The sequence below is a fragment of the Tardiphaga sp. 813_E8_N1_3 genome (assembly GCF_051811025.1).
Taxonomy (GTDB): domain Bacteria; phylum Pseudomonadota; class Alphaproteobacteria; order Rhizobiales; family Xanthobacteraceae; genus Tardiphaga.
In genome coordinates, this window is the sequence record NZ_JBPWQE010000001.1 from 3,680,843 (window position 1) to 3,701,953 (window position 21,111).

The 21,111-nt window shown below is 60.7% G+C and carries 19 protein-coding genes; 4 read left to right on the forward strand and 15 right to left on the reverse strand.

Annotated features, from left to right (window positions below):
• Nucleotides 1-461: 461 nt before the first annotated feature.
• The 12 genes from AB8A33_RS17445 to AB8A33_RS17500 all read right to left on the reverse strand — a co-directional run bounded on the left by AB8A33_RS17445 (nt 462) and on the right by AB8A33_RS17500 (nt 11,143).
• Nucleotides 462-2,000: a Do family serine endopeptidase gene (locus AB8A33_RS17445; protein WP_439093897.1), complete on the reverse strand. Its 1,539-nt coding sequence runs from the start codon at nt 1,998-2,000 to the stop codon at nt 462-464.
• A 199-nt stretch (nt 2,001-2,199) separates the two neighbouring features.
• On the reverse strand, nt 2,200-2,400 hold the full coding sequence (locus AB8A33_RS17450) for a DUF2065 domain-containing protein (RefSeq protein ID WP_068734021.1): 201 nt from the start codon (nt 2,398-2,400) through the stop codon (nt 2,200-2,202).
• A gap of 167 nt (nt 2,401-2,567) precedes the next feature.
• Complete coding sequence (hflC, locus tag AB8A33_RS17455) at nt 2,568-3,461, reverse strand: protease modulator HflC (protein WP_439093898.1); 894 nt, start codon at nt 3,459-3,461, stop codon at nt 2,568-2,570.
• A complete protein-coding gene (gene hflK, locus AB8A33_RS17460; RefSeq protein ID WP_439093899.1) occupies nt 3,458-4,612 on the reverse strand; it encodes an FtsH protease activity modulator HflK in 1,155 nt (384 codons plus the stop codon). Before hflK ends, hflC begins: the two co-directional genes overlap by 4 nt.
• A 153-nt stretch (nt 4,613-4,765) precedes the next feature.
• Nucleotides 4,766-5,278, reverse strand: coding sequence for a dihydrofolate reductase (locus AB8A33_RS17465; protein WP_439093900.1), 513 nt, complete (start codon nt 5,276-5,278; stop codon nt 4,766-4,768).
• Nucleotides 5,275-5,766, reverse strand: a complete 492-nt coding sequence (locus AB8A33_RS17470; RefSeq protein ID WP_439093901.1) for a GNAT family N-acetyltransferase — start codon at nt 5,764-5,766, stop codon at nt 5,275-5,277. Before AB8A33_RS17470 ends, AB8A33_RS17465 begins: the two co-directional genes overlap by 4 nt.
• A complete protein-coding gene (locus AB8A33_RS17475; RefSeq protein WP_439093902.1) occupies nt 5,763-6,557 on the reverse strand; it encodes a thymidylate synthase in 795 nt (264 codons plus the stop codon). Before AB8A33_RS17475 ends, AB8A33_RS17470 begins: the two co-directional genes overlap by 4 nt.
• 167 nt (nt 6,558-6,724) lie before the next feature.
• Nucleotides 6,725-7,708, reverse strand: a complete 984-nt coding sequence (locus AB8A33_RS17480) for a tripartite tricarboxylate transporter substrate-binding protein (RefSeq protein ID WP_439093903.1) — start codon at nt 7,706-7,708, stop codon at nt 6,725-6,727.
• Nucleotides 7,709-7,835: 127 nt separating this feature from the next.
• Nucleotides 7,836-9,401 carry a tripartite tricarboxylate transporter permease gene (locus AB8A33_RS17485; RefSeq protein ID WP_439093904.1) on the reverse strand — a complete coding sequence of 522 codons (1,566 nt, stop codon included), beginning with the start codon at nt 9,399-9,401 and terminating at the stop codon, nt 7,836-7,838.
• Nucleotides 9,402-9,414: 13 nt separating this feature from the next.
• Nucleotides 9,415-9,915, reverse strand: coding sequence for a tripartite tricarboxylate transporter TctB family protein (locus AB8A33_RS17490; protein WP_439093905.1), 501 nt, complete (start codon nt 9,913-9,915; stop codon nt 9,415-9,417).
• 92 nt (nt 9,916-10,007) lie between these two features.
• A complete protein-coding gene (locus tag AB8A33_RS17495; RefSeq protein WP_439095958.1) occupies nt 10,008-10,544 on the reverse strand; it encodes a chromate transporter in 537 nt (178 codons plus the stop codon).
• The gene (locus AB8A33_RS17500; protein ID WP_439093906.1) at nt 10,541-11,143 is read right to left on the reverse strand and encodes a chromate transporter; all 603 of its coding nucleotides are present in this window, start codon (nt 11,141-11,143) and stop codon (nt 10,541-10,543) included. The genes AB8A33_RS17495 and AB8A33_RS17500 overlap by 4 nt, the downstream gene beginning before the upstream one ends.
• Before the next feature lie 256 nt (nt 11,144-11,399).
• Here AB8A33_RS17500 and AB8A33_RS17505 point away from each other — a divergent pair, with 256 nt between their 5' ends.
• The 4 genes from AB8A33_RS17505 to AB8A33_RS17520 all read left to right on the forward strand — a co-directional run bounded on the left by AB8A33_RS17505 (nt 11,400) and on the right by AB8A33_RS17520 (nt 14,180).
• A complete protein-coding gene (locus tag AB8A33_RS17505; protein ID WP_309946597.1) occupies nt 11,400-11,915 on the forward strand; it encodes an SspB family protein in 516 nt (171 codons plus the stop codon).
• 108 nt (nt 11,916-12,023) lie between these two features.
• On the forward strand, nt 12,024-13,442 hold the full coding sequence (gene fumC, locus AB8A33_RS17510) for a class II fumarate hydratase (RefSeq protein WP_439093907.1): 1,419 nt from the start codon (nt 12,024-12,026) through the stop codon (nt 13,440-13,442).
• Between the two features lie 295 nt (nt 13,443-13,737).
• Nucleotides 13,738-13,926 (forward strand): DUF4169 family protein, encoded by a 189-nt coding sequence (locus AB8A33_RS17515; protein WP_439093908.1) that lies wholly within the window; start codon nt 13,738-13,740, stop codon nt 13,924-13,926.
• A complete protein-coding gene (locus AB8A33_RS17520) occupies nt 13,923-14,180 on the forward strand; it encodes a ribbon-helix-helix domain-containing protein (protein WP_068734045.1) in 258 nt (85 codons plus the stop codon). Before AB8A33_RS17515 ends, AB8A33_RS17520 begins: the two co-directional genes overlap by 4 nt.
• A gap of 60 nt (nt 14,181-14,240) precedes the next feature.
• Here the strand turns inward: AB8A33_RS17520 and AB8A33_RS17525 are convergent, their stop codons facing one another.
• From AB8A33_RS17525 to AB8A33_RS17535, 3 genes are all read right to left on the reverse strand, one after another.
• Nucleotides 14,241-17,912, reverse strand: a complete 3,672-nt coding sequence (locus tag AB8A33_RS17525; RefSeq protein WP_439093909.1) for an AsmA family protein — start codon at nt 17,910-17,912, stop codon at nt 14,241-14,243.
• Nucleotides 17,913-18,135: 223 nt separating this feature from the next.
• Complete coding sequence (locus AB8A33_RS17530) at nt 18,136-19,452, reverse strand: MFS transporter (protein ID WP_439093910.1); 1,317 nt, start codon at nt 19,450-19,452, stop codon at nt 18,136-18,138.
• A gap of 194 nt (nt 19,453-19,646) precedes the next feature.
• Nucleotides 19,647-21,062 (reverse strand): FAD-binding oxidoreductase, encoded by a 1,416-nt coding sequence (locus tag AB8A33_RS17535; protein ID WP_439093911.1) that lies wholly within the window; start codon nt 21,060-21,062, stop codon nt 19,647-19,649.
• Nucleotides 21,063-21,111: the final 49 nt, after the last annotated feature.

Here is a 21,111-nt window from a genome sequence, read left to right on the forward strand (position 1 = left end):
CAAAGCGCAAGCAGGCTGAAAAAACACCGCAGGCGGAACGCCGGGCACTTCGCCCAGCGCGTCCGAAAGTCCTGATGCACTCTTACTTGCGGAAGACCGCATTCGCATCAGGCCCAAGGGTGCAACGGGCACCCGGCGTTCCGCACGCCCTCTCGCAAGGGGGCGGGGAATGCAACAGATGACGGCGCCCCCGCGCCGCAAACAATGGGGGCGATGACGCATGTCTGAAGAGCAGTGGCTGTTTGAAATTCACATCTGCGATGGCGCGCAGGCGCTGGAAGAATCCCTGCCCCAAGCGAAGCGCAGTGGGGTCCGGCGGACGAATTCGTCCGCCATAGTCGGCCGAGCGAAGCGAAGGCCGGGGTGGGGTCCACGATCTCCGAGCTTGGGGAAACACCCCCACCCGACCGGCCAAGAGGCCGGCCACCCTCCCCACGCAAGCGCGGGGGAAGAAGGGCTTCCTACTGTACGCTCAGCGCCACGAAGCGCAGTTCCCCTTCGGCATTGGACACCAGCAGCAGCACCGACTTCTTGCCGTCCTTCTTCAAGGCATCGACGCGCTTCTTGACGTCGGCGGCATTGGTGACCGCTTCCTGCGCGACCTCGACGATGACGTCGCCAGCAGCCAGGCGCTTCTCGGCGGCGTCAGAGCCAGCATCGACGCCGGTCACGATGACGCCCTTCACGCTGTCCTTGATCTTGTACTTGGTGCGCAGATCCTTGCTGAGACCGGTGAGGTCGAGGCCCAGCGCCTTCTGCGTCGCCGGCTTCTCGGCTTCCGGCGTGGCCTTGATCGAGGCCTGCACCGGCTTGTCATCCTCGAGACGTCCGAGGGTGACCTGCTTGGTCTCTTCCTTGCCCTTGCGAATGATCAGCACATTGACGGCCTTGCCGACGGCGGTGCCGGCAACGATGCGCGACAGGTCCTTCGGCTCCTTGACGTCACGACCGTCGAACTTGATCACCACGTCGCCGGGCTCGAGGCCGGCAGGCTTGGCCGGGCCCTTGTCGTCGACGCCGGCGATCAGCGCGCCGCGCGCCGGCTTGATATTCAGGCTTTCTGCGATCTCGTCGGTGACCGGCTGGATGCGCACACCGAGCCAGCCGCGGCGGACTTCCTTGTATTCGCGCAGCTGCTCGATGACACCGACCACAGTCTTCGACGGCACGGCGAAGCCGAGGCCGATGGAGCCGCCGGTGGGCGAGATGATCAGCGTGTTGACGCCGACCACTTCGCCATCGAGGTTGAACAGCGGACCGCCCGAATTGCCGCGATTGATCGAGGCGTCGGTCTGGATGTAGCTGTCATAGGGGCTGTTGTTGCTGATCTCGCGGTTACGCGCCGAGACGATGCCCGCAGTGACGCTGCCGCCGAGCGAGAATGGATTGCCGATCGCAATCACCCATTCGCCAAGCCGCAGCTTTTCACTGTCGCCGAACTTGACGGCAACCACCGGCTTTACCGGGGTGAATTTCAGCACGGCCAGATCGGTCTTCTTGTCGACGCCGACCAGCTCGGCCTTGATCTTGGTGCCGTCATTCATGATGACGGTGATCTCGTCGGCGCCATCGATGACATGGTTGTTCGTGACTACGACACCTGAGGTGTCGATGATGAAACCGGAGCCCAGCGAATTGGTCTTGCGCGGCTGCAGGCCGCCATTCTTGTCGCCGCCGGGGCGGCCGCCGCGGTTCTTGAAGAAGTCGTCGAAGAACTCCTCGAACGGCGAGCCTGGCGGCAGTTGCGGCATCGCCCCGCGGCCACCGCCCTCCCCCTTGTCGCTGTTCTTCGCCTCGACGGTGGAGGTGGTCGAGATATTGACCACGGAATCGATCACCTTCTCGGCAACGTCGGCGATGCCATCCGGGCCCCGGGCCGAGGCCGGCGCGGAAAACGTGGCGACCACGGCGCCGAAACAAAGCGCCGTCAGCAGCGGACGCAGGCCGCTATACGGTGCACGGCGCGAAACGGGGCTCAGAGAGGGATGAGCGATGGACATGTCGGAAACGTCTCCAAAAGAGAGTCGGCAAATTTGACTGAGAGTGCGCCCGAAGGGCGACATCGCGCAAGCCTTCGCGCGGGCCCTCCGGCAGGCCCATCTGGGACGTGGATTGCGGCAGAATGCGGACGTAAGCGTGCACGATCGCGTTGATCGGGAAGAGCTTTTTCGGACGCCCCAGGGAGACCACGAGCGGCCGCTAGCGCCGGATCGCCCAGATCAGGATCAGGCCGCCGACGGCCGAGACCAGACCGGCGATGCGCAGGATATTGTCAGGGCTTTGCAGCGCGCTCTTCATCGCGCGGCGCATCCATCCGGGAAATGCCAGGAACAGGATGCCTTCGAATACGAACAGGATTCCGATGCCGATGAGGAAGTCGGCAAACGCTATGGACCTCATCCGACTTCAACTCCCGAACGTTCGCACCCTGGCCGCAGTTTCTTGGCAGTTTTCTTGGCGCTTTTCTGAAAACAAATGAGGCGCACCACAATGGCGCGCCTCATCCATAGATCAGAGTGGCAGCGAACGCAAAACAGGTATCCGCGTAAGCTTAATAGACGACGCCGTTACTGCGGCTTTGCCGCGGGGGGCTTTCCCGACGGATTGGCGAAGAAGCGGAAGAACTCCGAATCCGGCCGCAGCAGGAAGCGGGTGTCGTTGCTCTTCAATCCGTTCTCGTAAGCCGTCATCGAGCGATAGAACGCGAAGAACTCCGGATCCTGGCCGTAGGATTCAGCGAACAAACGGTTGCGCTCGCCGTCACCGGCACCACGGGTTTGTTCAGCCGTCGAATTCGCATCGGCGATGATGACCGTTGCTTCACGATCGGCCTTGGAGCGAATCTCCTGCGCCTTCTGGCCACCGCCCGCGCGGAATTCAGCAGCTTCCCGCTGACGCTCGGTCTGCATCCGCTGATACACCGCCTGGCTGTTCGCCTCCGGCAGATCGGCGCGGCGAATCCGGACGTCGACGACCGAGATGCCGTAACCATCGGCTTCCTTGTCGAGCTGATCGCGGATCTTGTTCATCAGGCCTTCGCGGTCGTCGCGAACGATCTGGATGAAGGTGACCTCGCCGAGCACACGGCGCATGGCCGCGTTGAGCAGCGTGGTCAACTGGATGTTCGCCGCCTGGATCGACCCGATGCTCTGGTAGAAGCGCAACGCGTTCTTGATCCTGTAGCGGGCGAAGGCATCGACCACCAGACGACGCTGGTCGTTGGCGATGATTTCCTGAGCCGGGTTTTCCAGATCGAGGATACGCTTGTCGATCGAGATCACGCTGTCGATGAACGGAATCTTGAAGTTCAGACCGGGCTCGGTGACTACGCGAACCGGCTCACCGAGTCGCACCACGAGGGCCTGTTCAGTCTGGCGCACCGTATAGATCGAGCCGAAGCCCACGATGACCAGCACCAGCACTACAATCAGTGCAACGATACCTGAGATGCCGGTTTTCATCGGGTGCTCCCGCTCTGCTGAGGCTGACCAGATGGAGCCTGTGGCTGACGTCGCGGCGTCAGTTCATTCAAGGGAAGATAAGGCACGACGCCTTGCGACGCGCCGGCACCCTGGCCGCCGTCATAGACCAGCTTCTCGGCGCCGCCGAAGATCCGCTCCATGGTTTCGAGATAGATACGCTGACGGGTTACATCAGGCGCCTTCTTGTACTCGTCATACACTTTCAGGAAGCGCGCGCTCTGGCCCTTGGCTTCGGCAATCGCCTGTTCGCGATAGCCTTCGGCGACCTGCAGGATCTGCGCAGCGCGACCGCGCGCGTCGGGAACAACGCGGTTGGTGTAGGTCTGGGCTTCGTTCTGCAGACGCTGGGCGTCGGCCTGTGCCGCCTGCACGTCACGGAACGCATCGATCACCTGTGCCGGCGGATCGACCTTCTGCAGCTGGACCTGCTGGATCAGGACGCCGGCGCTATAGCCGTCGAGCGTCTTCTGCATCAGTTCCTGCACCTGGGTTTCGGTGGTGGTGCGTGCGCCGGTGAGAATTGGCTGAATGTTGGCGCGGCCAACGACTTCACGCATCACGCTTTCGGCCACCGCTTTCACGGTGCCTTCGGGGTTCTGGATGTTGAACAGGAAGTTGCCGACACCGTCGGGCTTGATACGCCACAGCACGGTGAAGTCGACATCGACGATGTTCTCGTCGCCGGTCAGCATCAGGCTCTCTTCCGGCACATCGCGGATGGTGCGGCCACGGCGACCGGTGTCTTCCAGGATCGACATGCCGACCGACAGCGTCGATACGCGCAGCGCCTTCGGCAACAGCACGGTTTCGATCGGATAAGGCAGATGATAGTTTAGGCCGGGCTGCACGGTGCGGACATGCTTGCCGAAGCGCAGCACGACACCGAGCTCTTCAGACTGCACGCGGAAGAAACCGGACAGGCCCCAGATCACCAGCGCCACGGCGAGCACGAGCGCGATGCCCATGCCGCTGACGAAGCCCCCGGGCAGCATCGACTGCAGACGGTCCTGCCCCTTGCGCAGCAGATCCTCAAGATCAGGCGGCCTCGGCCCGGACGATTGCGGACCAGAACCCCAAGGCCCCTTCGGACCAGAGCCCCATGGGCCTCCGCCTTGATTCTTCCACGGCATTCAACACTCTCCTCTGCGCGGCCGGACATACCGGTCTCGCCACGTCTGCATGGCTTTATAGGGGACGACCCCAGCTCTTACAACGCGGGGTTCTTGATCGCTGGAGCTATGCCGGAGGTCGCAAATGTCAATGTTAACGGGCGGAAAACGCGGTTAACGGGGCGCTCTCCGGCAATATGTCACATAGGAGAAATCGACGCTGTCCTCACCGGCCGCGGCGTTCCTGACGCGTGCAACTTCTTCCCACACAGTGAGATCGACTGGCGGCATGAAGGTATCACCCGTCGGCTTTGCGTGAACTTCGGTGACTTCGAGACGGTCGGCGATCCCCATCCATTGGGCATAGATCTCGGCGCCGCCAATTACGGCAATCTCAGTGACCAAACGCCGCAGCGCATCGCCAGTCGCCACCGCGCGTGCATCGGCAAGCGATGTGGTGACCGCGGCTCCTGCGGCCTGATAACCGGCATCGCGGGTGATGACGATATTGGTTCGTCCCGGCAGCGGCTTAGGAAGCGACTCGAAGGTCTTGCGCCCCATGACGATCGGCTTGCCAATTGTCAGCGCCTTGAGGCGCTGCATGTCCGACTTGAGCCGCCATGGAATGGCATTGCCCTGCCCGATCACGCCGTTCTCGGCGACGGCATAGACGAGGACGATGTTCATGACGTGGTGCCGCGCGACGCCAGTTCACGAAGCGCGTCGCCGCTCACTTTGCAGGCCGTCCACTCATCCATCATCTTCGCGCCCATCGATTTGTAGAACGCGATCGATGCCGCATTCCAGTTCAACACCGACCACTCGAACTGCGTCCAGCCCTTGTCGACACAGCGCTGCGCCAGCTTGACCATCAGGGCTTTGCCAATGCCATGGCCGCGGTGCCCGGGGCGCACGAACAGATCTTCAAGGTAGATGCCGTGACGTCCCCGGAACGACGAAAAATTGAGGAACCAGAGTGTAAATCCGACTGGCTCGCCATCCCATTCCGCGATGTCGCAATAGACTTGCGGCTGCGGACCGAACAGCGCCGCGGCGATTACAGCCTCTGTGGCATCGACCTGGTGCGAGAGCTTCTGATACTCTGCCAATTCACGCACGAAACTGAAAACAAGCGCGGATTCATCGTCCCTTGCCGCGCGAATGAGAAGGTTCACACCGCAACCTCGGCCTTGATGTGCGGATGCGGATCGTAGCCTTCGAGGGTGAAGTCCTCATAGCGGAACGCGAAGATGTCCTTCACGTCGGGATTGATCTTCATCACCGGCAGCGTACGCGTCGGCCGCGTCAATTGCAGCCGTGCCTGCTCCAAATGGTTGGAATAGAGATGCGCATCGCCGAGCGTATGAATGAAATCGCCTGCCTTCAGGCCCGTGACCTGCGCAATCATCATCGTCAGCAGCGCGTAGGATGCGATGTTGAAGGGCACACCAAGGAAGACATCTGCCGAGCGCTGATAGAGCTGGCAGGAGAGCTTGCCGTTGGCGACATAGAACTGGAACAGGCAGTGACACGGCGGCAGCGCCATCTTGTCGATCTCGGCGGGATTCCACGCCGAGACGATCAGGCGGCGCGAGTCCGGATTGCGCTTGATCATGTCGACCACATTGGCGATCTGGTCGATGCTGCGTCCGTCAGGCGCCGGCCATGAGCGCCACTGCGATCCATAGACCGGACCGAGATCGCCATTGGCGTCCGCCCATTCATCCCAGATCGAGACGCCGTGGTCCTTGAGATATTTGATATTGGTATCGCCTGCCAGAAACCACAGCAGCTCGTGGATGATCGCCTTCAGCGACAGCTTCTTGGTGGTCAGCACGGGGAAGCCATCGCTGAGCTTGAAGCGCATCTGATGGCCGAACACCGACAGCGTGCCGGTACCGGTGCGGTCGTGCTTCTCGGCACCGTCGCTCAGGATTCGCTCTAGCAGGTCGTGATACTGGTTCATGGTCGATCTTGCGGGCTTGTGAGCGGGCGAACTTATCGCCTCGGCCGGTGGTCGGACACGCCGATTCCCGGATTATACCCGAAAAAGTGTGTCCCTGCCCCGCAAACGGCAAGGGCTGGATCCGTGAGGACCTAGCCCTTGAAATCAATTGGTTAGCCGGTTCCCGATCACATTGCGGGCTTGAGCACCGCCGACCACTTCTCGACTTCGCTCTTCACCAGCGAACCGAGCGCAGCCTGAGTGCGGGCTTCCGGCTTCGGAATGTCCGACCCGAGATCGAGCAGACGCTTCTTGACGTTCTCGTCGTCCAGCGCCTTGGCCGCCGCGGCGTTCAGCTTGGCGGTGATCGCGGCAGGCGTGCCCTTGGGCGCGAAGATCGCGTTCCAGGCCGAGGCCTGATACTTCGGCAGACCGCCTTCGATAGTGGTCGGGACGTCCGGCAGCGACGGGTTACGATCGGGCGTCGCGATGGCATAGGCCTTGATGGTGCCGCCCTTGATCTGCGGAACCGCGTTGACGATCTGGTCGCACATATAATCGACCTGACCACCGACCAGTGCATTCATCGCCGGACCGGTGCCATTGAACGGCACGCCGGTCGGCTTGATATCCAGAACCGAGCTCAGCAACTCGCAGGACGAGTACGACACCGACCCGATGCCGGCATGGGCCATGTTCAACTTGTCGCTGTTGGCCTTCACATAGGTGACGAATTCCTTGAGATCCTTCGGTGCGAAATCCTTCTTCGCCAGGATCAGGATCGGCGTGCCGGCGAGAAGAGCAACGGGCTCGAAATCCTTCTCGGGGTGATAAGCGAGCTTCGGATACAGCGGCACGGCCGCAGCATGAGTGCCCATGTGGCCAGTGATGATCGTGTAACCATCATTGGCCGCGCGCGCCGCGCGTGTCGCGCCGGTCGTGCCGCCAGCGCCGACGACGTTCTCGATGATGATCTGCTGGCCGAGCGTCTTCGACATGTCCGCGGCGACGATGCGCGCGATCACGTCGGTTGGGCCACCGGCCGCGAACGGCACGATCATGGTGATGTTGCGGGTCGGGTATTCCTGCGCCTGAACAGCGGTTGCCAGTGCACCAAAGCCGGCGACCGCCGCCAGGCCACTGATCGCAACTCTGCGATTGAACAGCTTCATTTGATTTTCCTCCGAGAATATTTTTGCCGCGAAATGCCGACAGTTGCGGGACTGAATACAAGCAAAAGCCCGAAGTCTATTCGACTTCGGGCCGTGGCGTAACGACGCAGATGCGTGGAGAGATTCGTCAGCTCTCGGATTCGACGAAGACTTCGTCGCGTTTCTTTCGCAGTGCGGGAAGCACAGCGAGGATCAGCAGGAACGCCGAGATTGCCATCAGGGTAGCCGACAATGGACGGGTGAAAAATACCGTCGCGTCGCCACGCGAGATCAGCAGCGCACGACGCAGGTTCTCTTCCATCAGCGGACCGAGCACCATGCCGAGCAGCAACGGCGCAGGCTCGAAGTCATGCTTGATCAGCCAGTAGCCGAGCAGACCGAATATGCCCGCGAGTACCACATCCATCGGTGCGTTGTTCACCGAATAGATGCCGATGCTGCAGAACACCACGATCGACGGGAACATCAGGCGATACGGCACGCGAAGCAGCCGAACCCAGATGCCGACCATCGGCAGGTTAATGACGAGCAGCATCAGGTTGCCGATCCACATCGAGGCGATCATGCCCCAGACGAGCTCCGGCTGCTTCTGCATCACCTGCGGACCCGGCACGATGCCATGAATGGTCATCGCGCCGACCATCAGCGCCATTACCGCGTTCGGCGGAATGCCGAGGGTGAGCAGCGGGATGAACGAGGTTTGCGCTGCAGCGTTGTTGGCGCTTTCCGGCGCCGCAACGCCTTCAATCGCTCCACGACCGAAACGCTTCGGATCCTTCGACAGCTTCTTCTCAAGCGTATAGGCCGCGAAGGATGCGATGACCGCGCCACCACCCGGCAGAATGCCGAGAATGGAGCCGAGCACGGTGCCGCGCAGAATTGCCGGCGCTGAATCCTTCAAATCCTTCTTGGTTGGCATCAGGCCCGTGACCTTTTGCTGCACCAGCTGGCGATCTTCCTCGCCGCCTGCATCCAGATTGCGGATGATTTCAGCGAAGCCGAACAGACCCATGGCGACCGTCGCGAAGCCGAGACCGTCAGCAAGTTCCGGAATGTTGAACGACATGCGCGACGCACCGGTCTCGATGTCGGAGCCAACCATGGAGAGCAGCAATCCGAACACGATCATCGCGATCGCCTTCAGCACCGAGCCCTTGGCGAGCACAACTGCGAAGATCAGGCCGAGCACCATCAGGGAGAAGTATTCTGCAGGACCGAACGCAAGCGCGAGCTTGGTGAGTGGCGCGCCGAGCACGGCGATAAGGACCGTCGCAACGCAACCCGCGAAGAACGAGCCGATTGCTGCAATCGCGAGCGCCGGACCAGCACGGCCCTGCTTCGCCATCTGGAAGCCGTCGAGCGCAGTCACGACCGAACCTGCTTCACCCGGAATGTTGACCAGGATCGACGTGGTCGAACCGCCATATTGCGCGCCGTAATAGATGCCGGCGAGCATGATCAGCGCGCCGACCGGCGGCAGACCGAACGTGATCGGCAGCAACATCGCCACGGTGGCAATGGTACCGATGCCCGGCAGCACACCGACCAGCGTACCGACTAGCGCACCGACCAGACAGAGCAGAATATTGATCGGAAGCGGGATCGACATTCCGCCGAGGAACGCCGGCGTCCACTGCACGAACTGGAAGACGGTGCTGAAGCCAAGACCGAGATTCGAAAAAAGATCACCCATGACGCCCTCGTTCTTAGCGGATCAGAAATGTCGGCCACATCTGCAACGGCAGACCAAGCGCGTACGGGAAAAGCAGGGCGCAGAAGCCCGTGAGGCAGGCGCCAACGATGATCGTTTCTTTCCAGCGCGTCTCGGGCGTGCCGAGCGCAGCAATCAGAAAACTCGACATCGCCGCGAAGATCATGCCCATCGGACGAATGCCGACCGCGAAAACCAGAATGGCCAGCGCCACAAAAAACGGACCGCGCCAGTGGAACTTGGAGAGCGCGGGGCCTTCTGTGAAAATGCCGACGACGGTCACGGCTGCGCCGAGACCCAGCAGCAGAATGCCGAACATCCGCGGCGCGGTACCTGCGCCAAACGAGAAGCCACGCATGCCCTGCAAATCGCTGGATGCCCACAGAGCAAATGCAGCAATCGCCACCAAAGCAAGGCCGCCGATAAAGTCTTGAGGGCCCTTGACCCAGCTCGGTAAGATGGATTTTTCCGGCGCATGGCTCGGCGCATCACTCATTGGTACGTTCCCCTGTCACGAGCTTTTAGCCCAAACAACATCGTTCGGAGACCGCCCAACGGCTCCGTGGTCAAGCTTGCTAGCGATTTTCGTCAGAGAACGCCAGCGAAACCAAGAAGGCCCCCGGCAACTAGCAACCATAGCGGGTTAAGCCGCGTGGCAAACGCCAAAACGGCGGCACTCCCCGTTACCAGAAACGCCGTCCAGGTGGCGTCGGAAGCGAACAGCAGAACCAGCCCACTCGCGCTCATGAGACCTATTGATAGGGGCACCAGCGCTGCTTGTACGATTCCCGGCCATTGCGCGTGGCCCGATCGCGCCAGCAATTGGCTGACATAATAAGCAAACACGGCTGTCGGTCCGCACATGGCCAGCGTTGCGACCACTGCGCCCATGATGCCAGCGACCTGATAGCCGATCAGCGTCACAATGAGAACGTTCGGCCCCGGCGACAGCTGCGAGATCGCAAACACATCCGCGAACTGCTTGTCGGACATCCAGTGATTGACATCCACCGCCAGCCGATGAATTTCGGGAATGGCCGAATTGGCGCCGCCCACGGCAAAAAGCGACATCAGCCCGAACGACCAGGCCAGCGTGACAAGCGATCCAGGGGTGGCGTCGTTCATCCTGCTGCCCGCCGTCGCATCAACATGGTCAGGCCGATGCTGACGGGAATCGATACCAGAAGAACGGTCGGCAATGGCCATCGCATGACGCCAACCGCGACGAAAACGGCGGTCAGGAGCGCCAGGCTGACCGGCTCACGCTTCTTCAGAAGAGGCAGCATCATTCGGAAAATCACAGCGAACAGCAGCCCGACGGCAGCGCATGAGACGCCGGCAAGTGTGCGCCGCAGCGCCTCAATATCTCCAAAGCGTGCATACAGAATCGCCAGAATGGTCACGATGATCACAGGCGGTCCGAGCAATCCCGCAAAGGCTGCAATAGCGCCAGGCACACCGCGAAACCGCGATCCGAATACAACCGACAGATTGACGATATTCGGCCCAGGCAAGAAGTGGCAAAGCGCAAAAGTCTCGTTGAATTCCTCGGGCGTCATCCAGCCATGCCGCTCGACGATCGCCCGGCGCGCCCAGACCAGAACGCCACCGAAACCGGCCAGGGACATCTTTGCAAAGGCGACAAATAGCGTCAGCAGTCCCGGCGGCGATGCCGACGCGAGTTCCGCAACGGGGGCGTCAGCCTGTGGTGAACTTGGACGCATGGTCCAGAACTAGGGCCATCCGCCCATCGGGCCAATCGATTTTTACCTGTTTCCACGCCAATCGGCGGTTGAAATGACCGCCCGGCTGTATCGCGTCCAATTTGCGTCATATATAGAGGGCGCCAGCTTTTCCGGCTGCTGACCTTCGGTCAAGACCGGGATAGAATAGACAGAACAGTATGTGACGCGAGTCGGCCTCCGGCCTCGCCTTCACTCCATATATGGCCATGACCAAGACAAGCGACGGGACCGACCGATGGCAACCGATCATATTCGATACGATGTGCTGGCGCGCGACGCCCTCCGTGGCGTTCTGCGCCGTGTGCTGATCGACGCTGCCGAGCATGGCCTGCCGGGCGAGCACCACTTCTTTATCACCTTCGTTTCAACGGCTGACGGCGTCAAACTGTCACCGCGCCTGCTGGCCCAGTATCCAGAGGAAATGACGGTGATCCTGCAGCATCAATTCTGGGATCTCGTGGTTACCGAAGATCGCTTCGAGGTTGGCCTGTCCTTTAACGGCATCCCCGAGCGTCTCGTCGTGCCGTTCAACGCCATCAAGAGCTTCTACGACCCCTCGGTGCAGTTCGGCCTGCAGTTCGAAACCGAAACCGCTGTAGAGACCCCGGCTGCCGGTGCGACATCCGCAGCCACTGCGGCATCTGCTCTCGCCGCCCCTCCAGCTCCGCCCGCGCCTGCTTCCGAGGAAGAACCGCCAAAATCGGGCGAAGGTGCTGAAGTCGTCCGTTTAGACCGCTTCCGGAAAAAATAATCGCAAGACGTTGTAAGGTGCCGGGGCCGCGTTCGCGCGGCCCCATTCTTATGCGCCGCACCCGCCAGAAGTCTCTGCGGGGAGCGCGGCATCGCAAGGACCGTACCCATGGCCAAATCCTCGAAGACCTCCGCCTTCTCCGCCACCCGCACCGAAACCGACAGCTTCGGTCCGATCGAGGTCGCAGCGGATCGTTATTGGGGAGCGCAGACGGAACGATCGCGACAGAATTTCAAGATCGGTCACGATCGCATGCCGATGCCGATCATTCGCGCGCTCGGCATCGTCAAACTGGCAGCAGCCGAAACCAATCGCGAACTCAAACTTCTCGAGCCCAAGCTTGCAAAGGCCATTGTGAGCGCAGCACGCGAAGTCATCGACGGGAAGCTGGATGATCACTTCCCATTGGTCGTCTGGCAAACGGGCTCCGGCACGCAGACCAACATGAATCTCAACGAGGTCATTGCCAATCGTGCGAATGAGCTTCTTGGCGGTGAACGCGGCACCAAGAAGCCAGTGCATCCCAATGACCATGTCAACATGAGTCAATCGTCCAACGATTCGTTTCCGACTGCGATGCACATTGCGGCAACGCAGGGTATTGTTGAGTACCTCATCCCCGCACTAAGCGAACTACATGCTGCGCTGCGCAAGAAGGAAAAAGCCTTCGCAAAGATCGTGAAGATCGGACGCACACATACACAAGACGCGACGCCGCTCACGCTCGGGCAGGAGTTTTCAGGCTATGCCGCACAGATCGAAAGCGGCATTAAACGTTTGCGAAGCGTCGTGAAGGATCTCTACCCGCTCGCCCAAGGCGGAACTGCAGTCGGGACGGGCCTCAACTCCAAGCCTCGTTTTGCGAAGTTGTTCGCGAAGCACGCAGCAACAATCACCAAGCTGCCTTTCATTACTGCGCCGAACAAATTCGAAGCACTCGCATCGAACGACGCCTATGTGTTTGCACACGGAGCGATAAACTCCGTCGCAACAAGTCTATTTAAGATTGCAAACGATGTCCGACTGCTCGGATCCGGCCCGCGTTCCGGACTTGGCGAATTGATACTTCCGGAAAACGAGCCAGGCTCATCGATCATGCCTGGAAAGGTAAATCCGACACAATGTGAAGCAATGACAATGGTATGCTGCCAGGTATTCGGCAACCACACGGCAATTACGGTGGCCGGCAGTCAGGGGCACTTCGAACTCAACGTCTACAAGCCGGTGATGGCCCATTGCATGATGCAGTCCATCCAATTGATTGCAGACGTTGCGCGATCCTTCACAGAGCACTGCGTCAACGGAATTCGCGCCGATGAAAAACGAATTCATGAGTTGATGGAACGATCACTGATGCTCGTGACTGCACTCGCACCGAAAATCGGTTACGATAACGCGGCGAAGGTTGCTAAGGTTGCTCATGCGAACGGAACGACATTGAAGGAGGAAGCGCTGCGGCTCGGTTTTGTTAGTGCAGCAGAGTTCGATCTCCTTGTTCAGCCGGTCAAAATGATACATCCTGGGTAAGCAAGAATATTTGCTCACAGCTTGTTGAGAATAACTCCAGAAGGAAATAGTTATAATTCATATCTGCTAAATGGTTAGAATGGTCGCATATCAGACGCATTTTTCCTTGTGATACAGCAGAAGGTGATCTGGTTACGCTTCGTAGATGACTTCATTTTTCTGCGGAGCTTGTTTGGAACTACGGAGAATATTTTAGGATGGATACCGAAACCGCATTCACCCTCGTCTCGTACAACTACTGGATGGTGAAGACGACGTTTCCCACCCCATCATTTTTTTAAAGACAGGAGCGATCATGGGTGACCTGATCAATCTCAATCGCTTCAAGAAGCGCACTGCACGAGAGGAATCGGCAAACCAGGCCGACATAAACCGTGCGCGCTTCGGACGAACTAAATCAGAACGAACATTGCAGGAGCAGCGCACAGTCCGTGCGAACCATATGCTGGATCAGCATCACATCGATGGCGAGGACGCATCATGAAATCGCCCGTAGTTAAGAGATCGATCGTTGTTGCGGGTCACAAGACCAGCGTGAGTCTCGAAGAGGCTTTCTGGAACGGCATGAAGGAGATTTCGAATCTTCGCGACATGACGCTTTCAGAGCTGGTTGGTGAGATCGACACAAATCGTCAGCAGGGCAATTTGTCATCCGCGATTCGGCTATTCGTGCTCGACTACTTCCGTACACGTGCCGTTCCGCAACAGCGTATGCCGGAGCACAATCTCTCGGCGTAAACACCGCCGACCTTCAGAAAATCGCTTCGCTGTCGGTCGTATTTGTTTGCTGAGTCATCATCAGAACGTCGGCCGTGCTGAATTCGCGACCGGCGGCGTAAGCACGAGTGGAGGCGCTGGCCTCGGTTTCGGCGTGCGCACAGCACCGGGTGCCGGACGAATTTCTATGGGTGCAGGCAGCGGCGCAACCTGCTGACTTGCAACAGGCGGTGTCGCAGGACGAGGCGTAGCAGCCTTCGGTGCAGGACGGCGCGGATCGCGACCGGGAAGAAGTACATCGGAGGGCGCAGAGGCCGTCGGTGGATCGCTCGTGGGCGCCTGCGTGTCGACGGGCAGCGAGGCGGACGGCGGAGGAACGGCAACGGGCACGGCCGTCGGTGGCAACTCACCGCGTTCAAGCGAATCAAGCCGGCGCGTCTCGCGATCGATTGCGCGCACTGCGAGCCAGGATGATAACGCTGCCACGTCAAGCGTGCGATCGAGCTTGTCCGGCGTTCCCACCGCGAAGATCTGAACTTCCGGTCGAACGCTCGACGTCCCCGCGTTCGTGCCGGTCAATGTCGCGCGCGTATCCACCTGGTCGGCAACGATATCGTAACCTCCGGACACGATCGCACGCCCTCCTTCGCCATCGAGCGTCGTCGCACCAACGCGCAGGCGGCTATCCTTGATACTGAACGGGACCTGCACCGAAGTTACGGACAACGCACCGCCGGTGATCGCGGTATCGACGATCTGACGCAACTTGGCGTCATTCGTGGCCTGCCCAGAATCGCTGGCGCGAATGGCAATGTCGAACGCACGTGGGTCGAGGCCATTGATACGCGCCCCGTCGATCGTCAGCAATCCACTGCCGGACAATGCGCCTTCCAGAGCCGAGACACTGCGCCCCTGACTAGCCAGCGTCATCCGCAGCGATGTTTTGCCTGCGGGCATTGTCAGGGAACGATAGCGCAAATCAACGCCGTCGATCCCGGAGAATTGCACGCGGGCGCCAAGCGCATATCCGCTGATCGATGGCTTGAGATCGACATCAGCCGTGATTTCGCCGCCGCCGACGGCACCCTTGATCGTATCGATCGTCAGGGCCTGGCCATCACTCTTCACAGTGCCGCTGACGGGACGCAATTCAATGCCGCCGGGCAATGTCCCGCGCAGCGCCTGAAAGGCCAACTGCCCGCGCCATCCCTGCAGCACGCCACGTCCGAGCGGATCCGTAACATCGCGTCCTCTCGTGCCTATAGCAAGACCGAAGGCCGGCCCGAGTTCAATCGCATCCATGCCGATCTGACCATCGACGGCTTTCTCGGCCCCAAGCGTCAGCGCAATACGGCCCCGCACGCGTGAACCGGCCAGCGTGCTGTCGATATCTTCCAACGTAACTTTATCGCCGTTCAATGTGAGCCGCGATGACAGGCTGACATTCTGCGCGGCCGTATCCGACGGCTTGAGAGCGACCAGCGGCGCCAGATTGGCGCGGCGTATCGCAAGCGCAAGCGATGCTTTCGGTGATCCCGCCCAAGGTTCGGCACTGCCCTGAACATCGGCATCGACATCCGAGCCGGACAGTTTTGCCGTGACGCGCAGCGGCGCGCGCCATTGCCCTTTTGCCGATCCTTCGAAATTCACAATGGCGTCGCTTGCGGCGATCACGTTACTCAGACCCAGCAATGCGAGAAGTGGTCCACCCTGCCCGGCCAATTTGGACTCGAGTGCCACATCGCTGCGCGACAGTTCATTCAGGTCGACGCCGCGCATCGCCGCTATGGGAGGGGATGCGGTCAGAGTCGTCGTCCCCTTCACCTGCGGCGCATCGATATCGAACACGGCGCGCGCAGTCGTGCGATCGGCGCGTTGTTGATCCTTTGCCAGATCGAGCGACAGTTTGACGCGAACCGCGCCCGGCGCTGCAGCCATGGAGCTGAGTCTCGACGCAACAGACGGCGCCAGCGGCATAAGCATGTTGCTGATCTGACTCATCGATGCGGACGTGGCGTTGAGTGTCAGTCCGCCCGTGGCCTCCATGCGATCGAACGAAGCGCGGCCGTCGAGCATCAGGCCGGTGGTTTCACCGACTTTGAAGCGATCGACCGAGATCATCTTTGGGGTGTAGGCCAGTTGCGCCACGAAGGGGCGCATCTCCTGCCCGGCTGACACAGCACGGCCGATATCGAGTGACACCTGCCCTGCATCTGGCCACTCGGCTTGCGGCTCGCCAAGCGATCGGATCAAAGCCACCGCCGCGTCGAGATCGAGCCGGTCGGCCTTCAGGTCGGCATCGAAGCGGGAGCCGCCAGCGGCTGACGGATACGAATATGCAGCACGACCTTCGACCGTACCGCCGTCGATCTCCGCCTTGAATGCCTCGATAGCCAAGCGATTGGGCACCGAAGTGATATTGCCGCGAATACGTAGCGGCTTCTGATTGCGCAAGCCAATGTCTGTTCGGCCCTTGAGCCACGCAGCGAGCGTATCCGGATCGGACGACTCGACCGCGATAGCCCCCTTGAAGCCATCCGATGCACCTGGCTGTGCTGCGCCGCCACTCAACGTGACGCGGGTCGCGCCTGGCGCACGAAATTCGAGACGATCGACCGTCCATGTCGTTGCATCGCTGCGCAGGTCAGCGCCGATATTCTGCACGGGCTTTCCGCCCAGCATGATCTGCTCCACGCCAATCTCGATCTGTGTCGCCAAGGGCGCCATCGGCATGCTCGACAACAGTCTGCGCAGCGCCGGCAATGGCGTCACCGCATCGTTGGTCGCATTATCTCTGGAAAGCAGGCGATCGGCATCGAGCTGCTTTGCCGATAGCACCGCATGAAGCAGCGGCGATGTGCCAAAGCGCATGTCGGCGAGACCAGCAAACCTGAACGCAGTGTCCTCCGCACCATAGCTGGCTTCGAGCGCTTCCATGTGCGCAGCCGCCGGATCTGCCTTGACCTTGGCGAAGACGCGCCACGGCGTCGGCAGTTGATCGCCCGCGCCATTCGCCTTCAGGCCGGCCGGGTTTGCGAGAGTCAGTGCGCCATCGAAGCGTGGCGTCCGATTGTCGAAGTTGAGCACGCCATCGAGATCGACGGACAAGGGCCTCTCGCCGGGGTCGACAGTAAAACGAACGCGCGTGCCATTGCCGTCGCCGGTCGGCCCGGAGGACAAACGGAACGGATAGCGCGCGCCCAACAACAGGAAATTGCCGTCGCCGCGCATGGCGCCGGCCGCCAATGAGCGGACATCGCCGCTGAAGGCGATATCGTAGAGTTCGAGCGTGCTCTTGCTGGCAGCATCATGGAGTGCGGCGCGACCGGTGATGTTCAACCGGTCTATCGCCAGCGCGCCAAGATTGAACGGCCCGGTGGAAGCTGGAAGTTCGATACGCCCCTGCGCATTGAGGCCGAGATCGACCGCAGCGCCGCCGATGGTGAGTTCTGTCGCACGCCATTCGCCGCGCATCAACGCACTCAGGCTGAATTCCACATTGAGACTGTCTGCACGGATCCTGCCGAGATCATTGGGGCTTCCCACCGTGATCGATTGCAGCCGCAGCGAGGGCGCCGGCAGCAACCGCGCCTCCAGCCCGCCACTCACGCGAACAGGCACGCCAACCACGCGCGAGGCTTCAGCCTCGAATTGCGGGCGGAACTGATTCCAGTCGATGAAATAGGGCCCGACCAGAGCAGCGACCAGCGCCAGGATGAATGCAATCGCCAGGCCGAGCAGTGTCGTCTGCACCGAATCTCCCCTCGAACGTTCCAGCGGAATGTCCACTGCCTGCCAGGCAAAGCGCATTGCAGCACACTACCGGGCAATACGCCTGACAGACGTTGCACGGCCACGCTGAGATACGCGGGAACGCATCTACTTATAGAACCAACTGTGGCGAAGTCACAGCACGCAATGCGTGGCCGGATCAGCCATCCCATGCCGTCCGCTTGCGGCAAATCACCCGCTTCGATCAGATCGAAGCACCCTGCTCCAGCGGTTTTACGGCGCCATGGGCGCGGTGCAAACGTCCGGCCACCGCCCTCACCTTGCCCGGCGAAGCCATCCAGACCGCAAAGGTCGCAAGGAAGCTGACTGCGATTCCAAGGGCAAATGCGGGCGTATAGGTACCAAAGTGGTCGTGCAGGACACCCGTCACCAAGGGACCGGCGGCGCCGCCGGCCAGCGCGGCCAGCATGAGCGTGCCGAAAATGCTGCCGAAATGCTCGCCCTGAAAAATCTCGGACACCACGGCGCCCATGATGGACGTCACGCCATAGCCCAGCAGGCCCTGCGAGATCACCATGACATAGACGAGCGCCAAACTCGGCACGGATTCCAGCGCAATCAGGGACGCAAAGCAGATTGCGAAACCGACACCGCTGACGGTCCAAATCCATTCGCGGCCGATGCGATCGGACAGGTGGCCGAGAAATATCTGACCAGGCACACCGAACAGACTAACCATGCCCAGCGCCCATGCCGCAACGCCCGGCGTGAAACCGATATCGAGCAGATACTTGGTTTGATGGACCTGAACCGCGTACCAAGCATACAGCCCGCCGAACAGGCCAAGCGCCAGCCACCAGAACCGCGTCGTGCGCACGGCGCGCGCCAGCGTCCAGTCGATACTGGCCCAGACCGGATCAACCACGTTGGATATATGCTTCGCCGACGACGTCGGCGCCGGATCGCCATCCGGCAAGAGCCCCATGTCCTGCGGGCGTTTGCGCAGCAGCAAATTGATCGGCACCAGCACGACCAGCACCACGAGCCCCACCGCCGTGCAGGCCGTGCGCCAACCGGTCTGCTCGATCATCAGCTGCACCCAAGGGAGCACCGTCACCGACCCGATGCCGACGCCGGCGAATGCAAGACCGACCGCGAGGCCGCGCTTGCGGCTGAACCAGTTCGGCAGAAACAGCGATTGTCCGGAATAGCCGAGACAAACGCTGCCTGCGCCGACCAGAACGCCGATGGTCATGTAGAGATGCCATGGCTGCGTCGTCAGCGGCGCCAGCAACAGGCCGGCAGCCATCAGCACGGTACCAAGCTCCATGACGGCTCGCGGGCCGCCGCGATCCATCAACTTGCCCATCAACGGGCTCATGATCGCGGAAATCAGGAAGCCGAATGAAAAGGCGCCGGCGGTGACGCCACGATCCCAGCCGAACTCCTGGAGAATTGGCGGGAAGAACAGTGAGAACGATGTCCGCGCATTGACCCCGATGGCCATGGAAACGAACGTGACGGCAACGATGACCCAACCATAGAAAAACGGTAGCCGCATCGGATGATGCCTTTTTTATTGGACGCGTTCTGCGTCAAAGCTTTTCGATCGCATCTTCCGTAACCGAAAAACGCAATCCATGCTGGTATATAATTATATATACAACTTTAAACTTTTTAAGAATAGTTAAGCATTATCGCTGCTGCCGAGTTTTCCCGTCCGCATTCGACCTGACCGGATGCGGCAAGCTGGTGTCACGCCTGCGGCAGGATTTTCCCCGGATTGAAGATATTGTCGGGATCGAGTGCCTTCTTGAGCGCCCGCATCGCGTCGAGCGCCTCATTGCCCAGTTCGGCCTGCATGTATTTTTGCTTGCCCTGCCCGATGCCGTGCTCACCCGTGCAGGTGCCTCCCATCGCCTGCGCCCGTTGAGCGAGGCGATGCATGAAGTCCTCCGCCCGGGCAACCTCGTTGGCATCGTTACGATCGCAGAGCATCGAGCAATGAAAGTTGCCGTCGCCGACATGACCGACGATCGGTGCCAACAGGCCGAGCCGCGCGAGATCCTCTTCCGTCTCTGTGACGCACTCGGCAAGTTTGGAAATCGGCACGCAGACATCGGTGGCCGCGACGTCCGAGCCCGGCCGCAGGCTCTTCACTGACCAATAGGCATCGTGACGAGCCTGCCAGAGCTTGGTGCGATCTTCCGGCTTCGTGGTCCACGAGAAATCGCCACCGCCGCATTCCAGTGCGATCTCGTGGAAATTTCGCGACTGCTCGGCGACTTCGGCCTCGCTGCCATGGAATTCCAGCAGCAGGAGCGGCGTTTCCGGCAGGGTCAGCTTGGAATAGGCATTACAGGCCCGCACCTGCGCCTCATTCAGCAGCTCGATCCGAGCAACGGGAATGCCGGTCTGAATCGCAAGAATCGTCGCCTGACAGGCGCCTGCTACCGTGGCGAACGAACAAGATGCGGCAGCCATGGTTTCAGGAATGCCACGCAGCTTGATGGTCAGTTCGCTGATGATACCCAGCGTGCCCTCGGCGCCGACAAATAGATGCGTCAGGTCGTAGCCAGCCGAAGACTTCTTCGCGCGCGTGCCGGTCTTGATGATCTCACCATCGGCGCGGACGACCTTGAGCGCGAGCACATTGTCGCGCATCGTCCCATAACGCACCGCGTTGGTGCCCGAGGCGCGCGTCGACGCCATGCCGCCAAGCGACGCATCGGCGCCGGGATCGATCGGGAAGAACAGGCCCTGATCGCGCAGATTTTCGTTAAGCGCCTTGCGCGTGACACCAGGCTGGATCACGCAGTCGAGGTCTTCGCTGTGCACTTCGAGGATATTGTTCATGTCGCGCATGTCGATGCAGATGCCACCGGCTGGCGCATTGACCTGACCTTCAAGCGACGTGCCAGTGCCGAATGCGATCACCGGAACTTTGTTCGCTGCACAAATCCGGACCACGTCCTGGATATCCGCTGTTTCCTGCGCGAACACGACGCCATCCGGCGGCTGGTTGGCAAGCCAGGTCGTGGTATGGCCATGCTGCTCGCGAACCGCCTGCGACGTCACCAGTCGATTGCCAAAACGCGCCGTCAGCGCTTCAAGCGCCGTGGCCAAGGCCTTCGGCTCCGGTCGTTTCAAATTGTTCGCAATGGTAGCCACAGCAGTCCCTCCGACGCGGCGGGACCGTGGCAAAGGTTGTATAACGGGT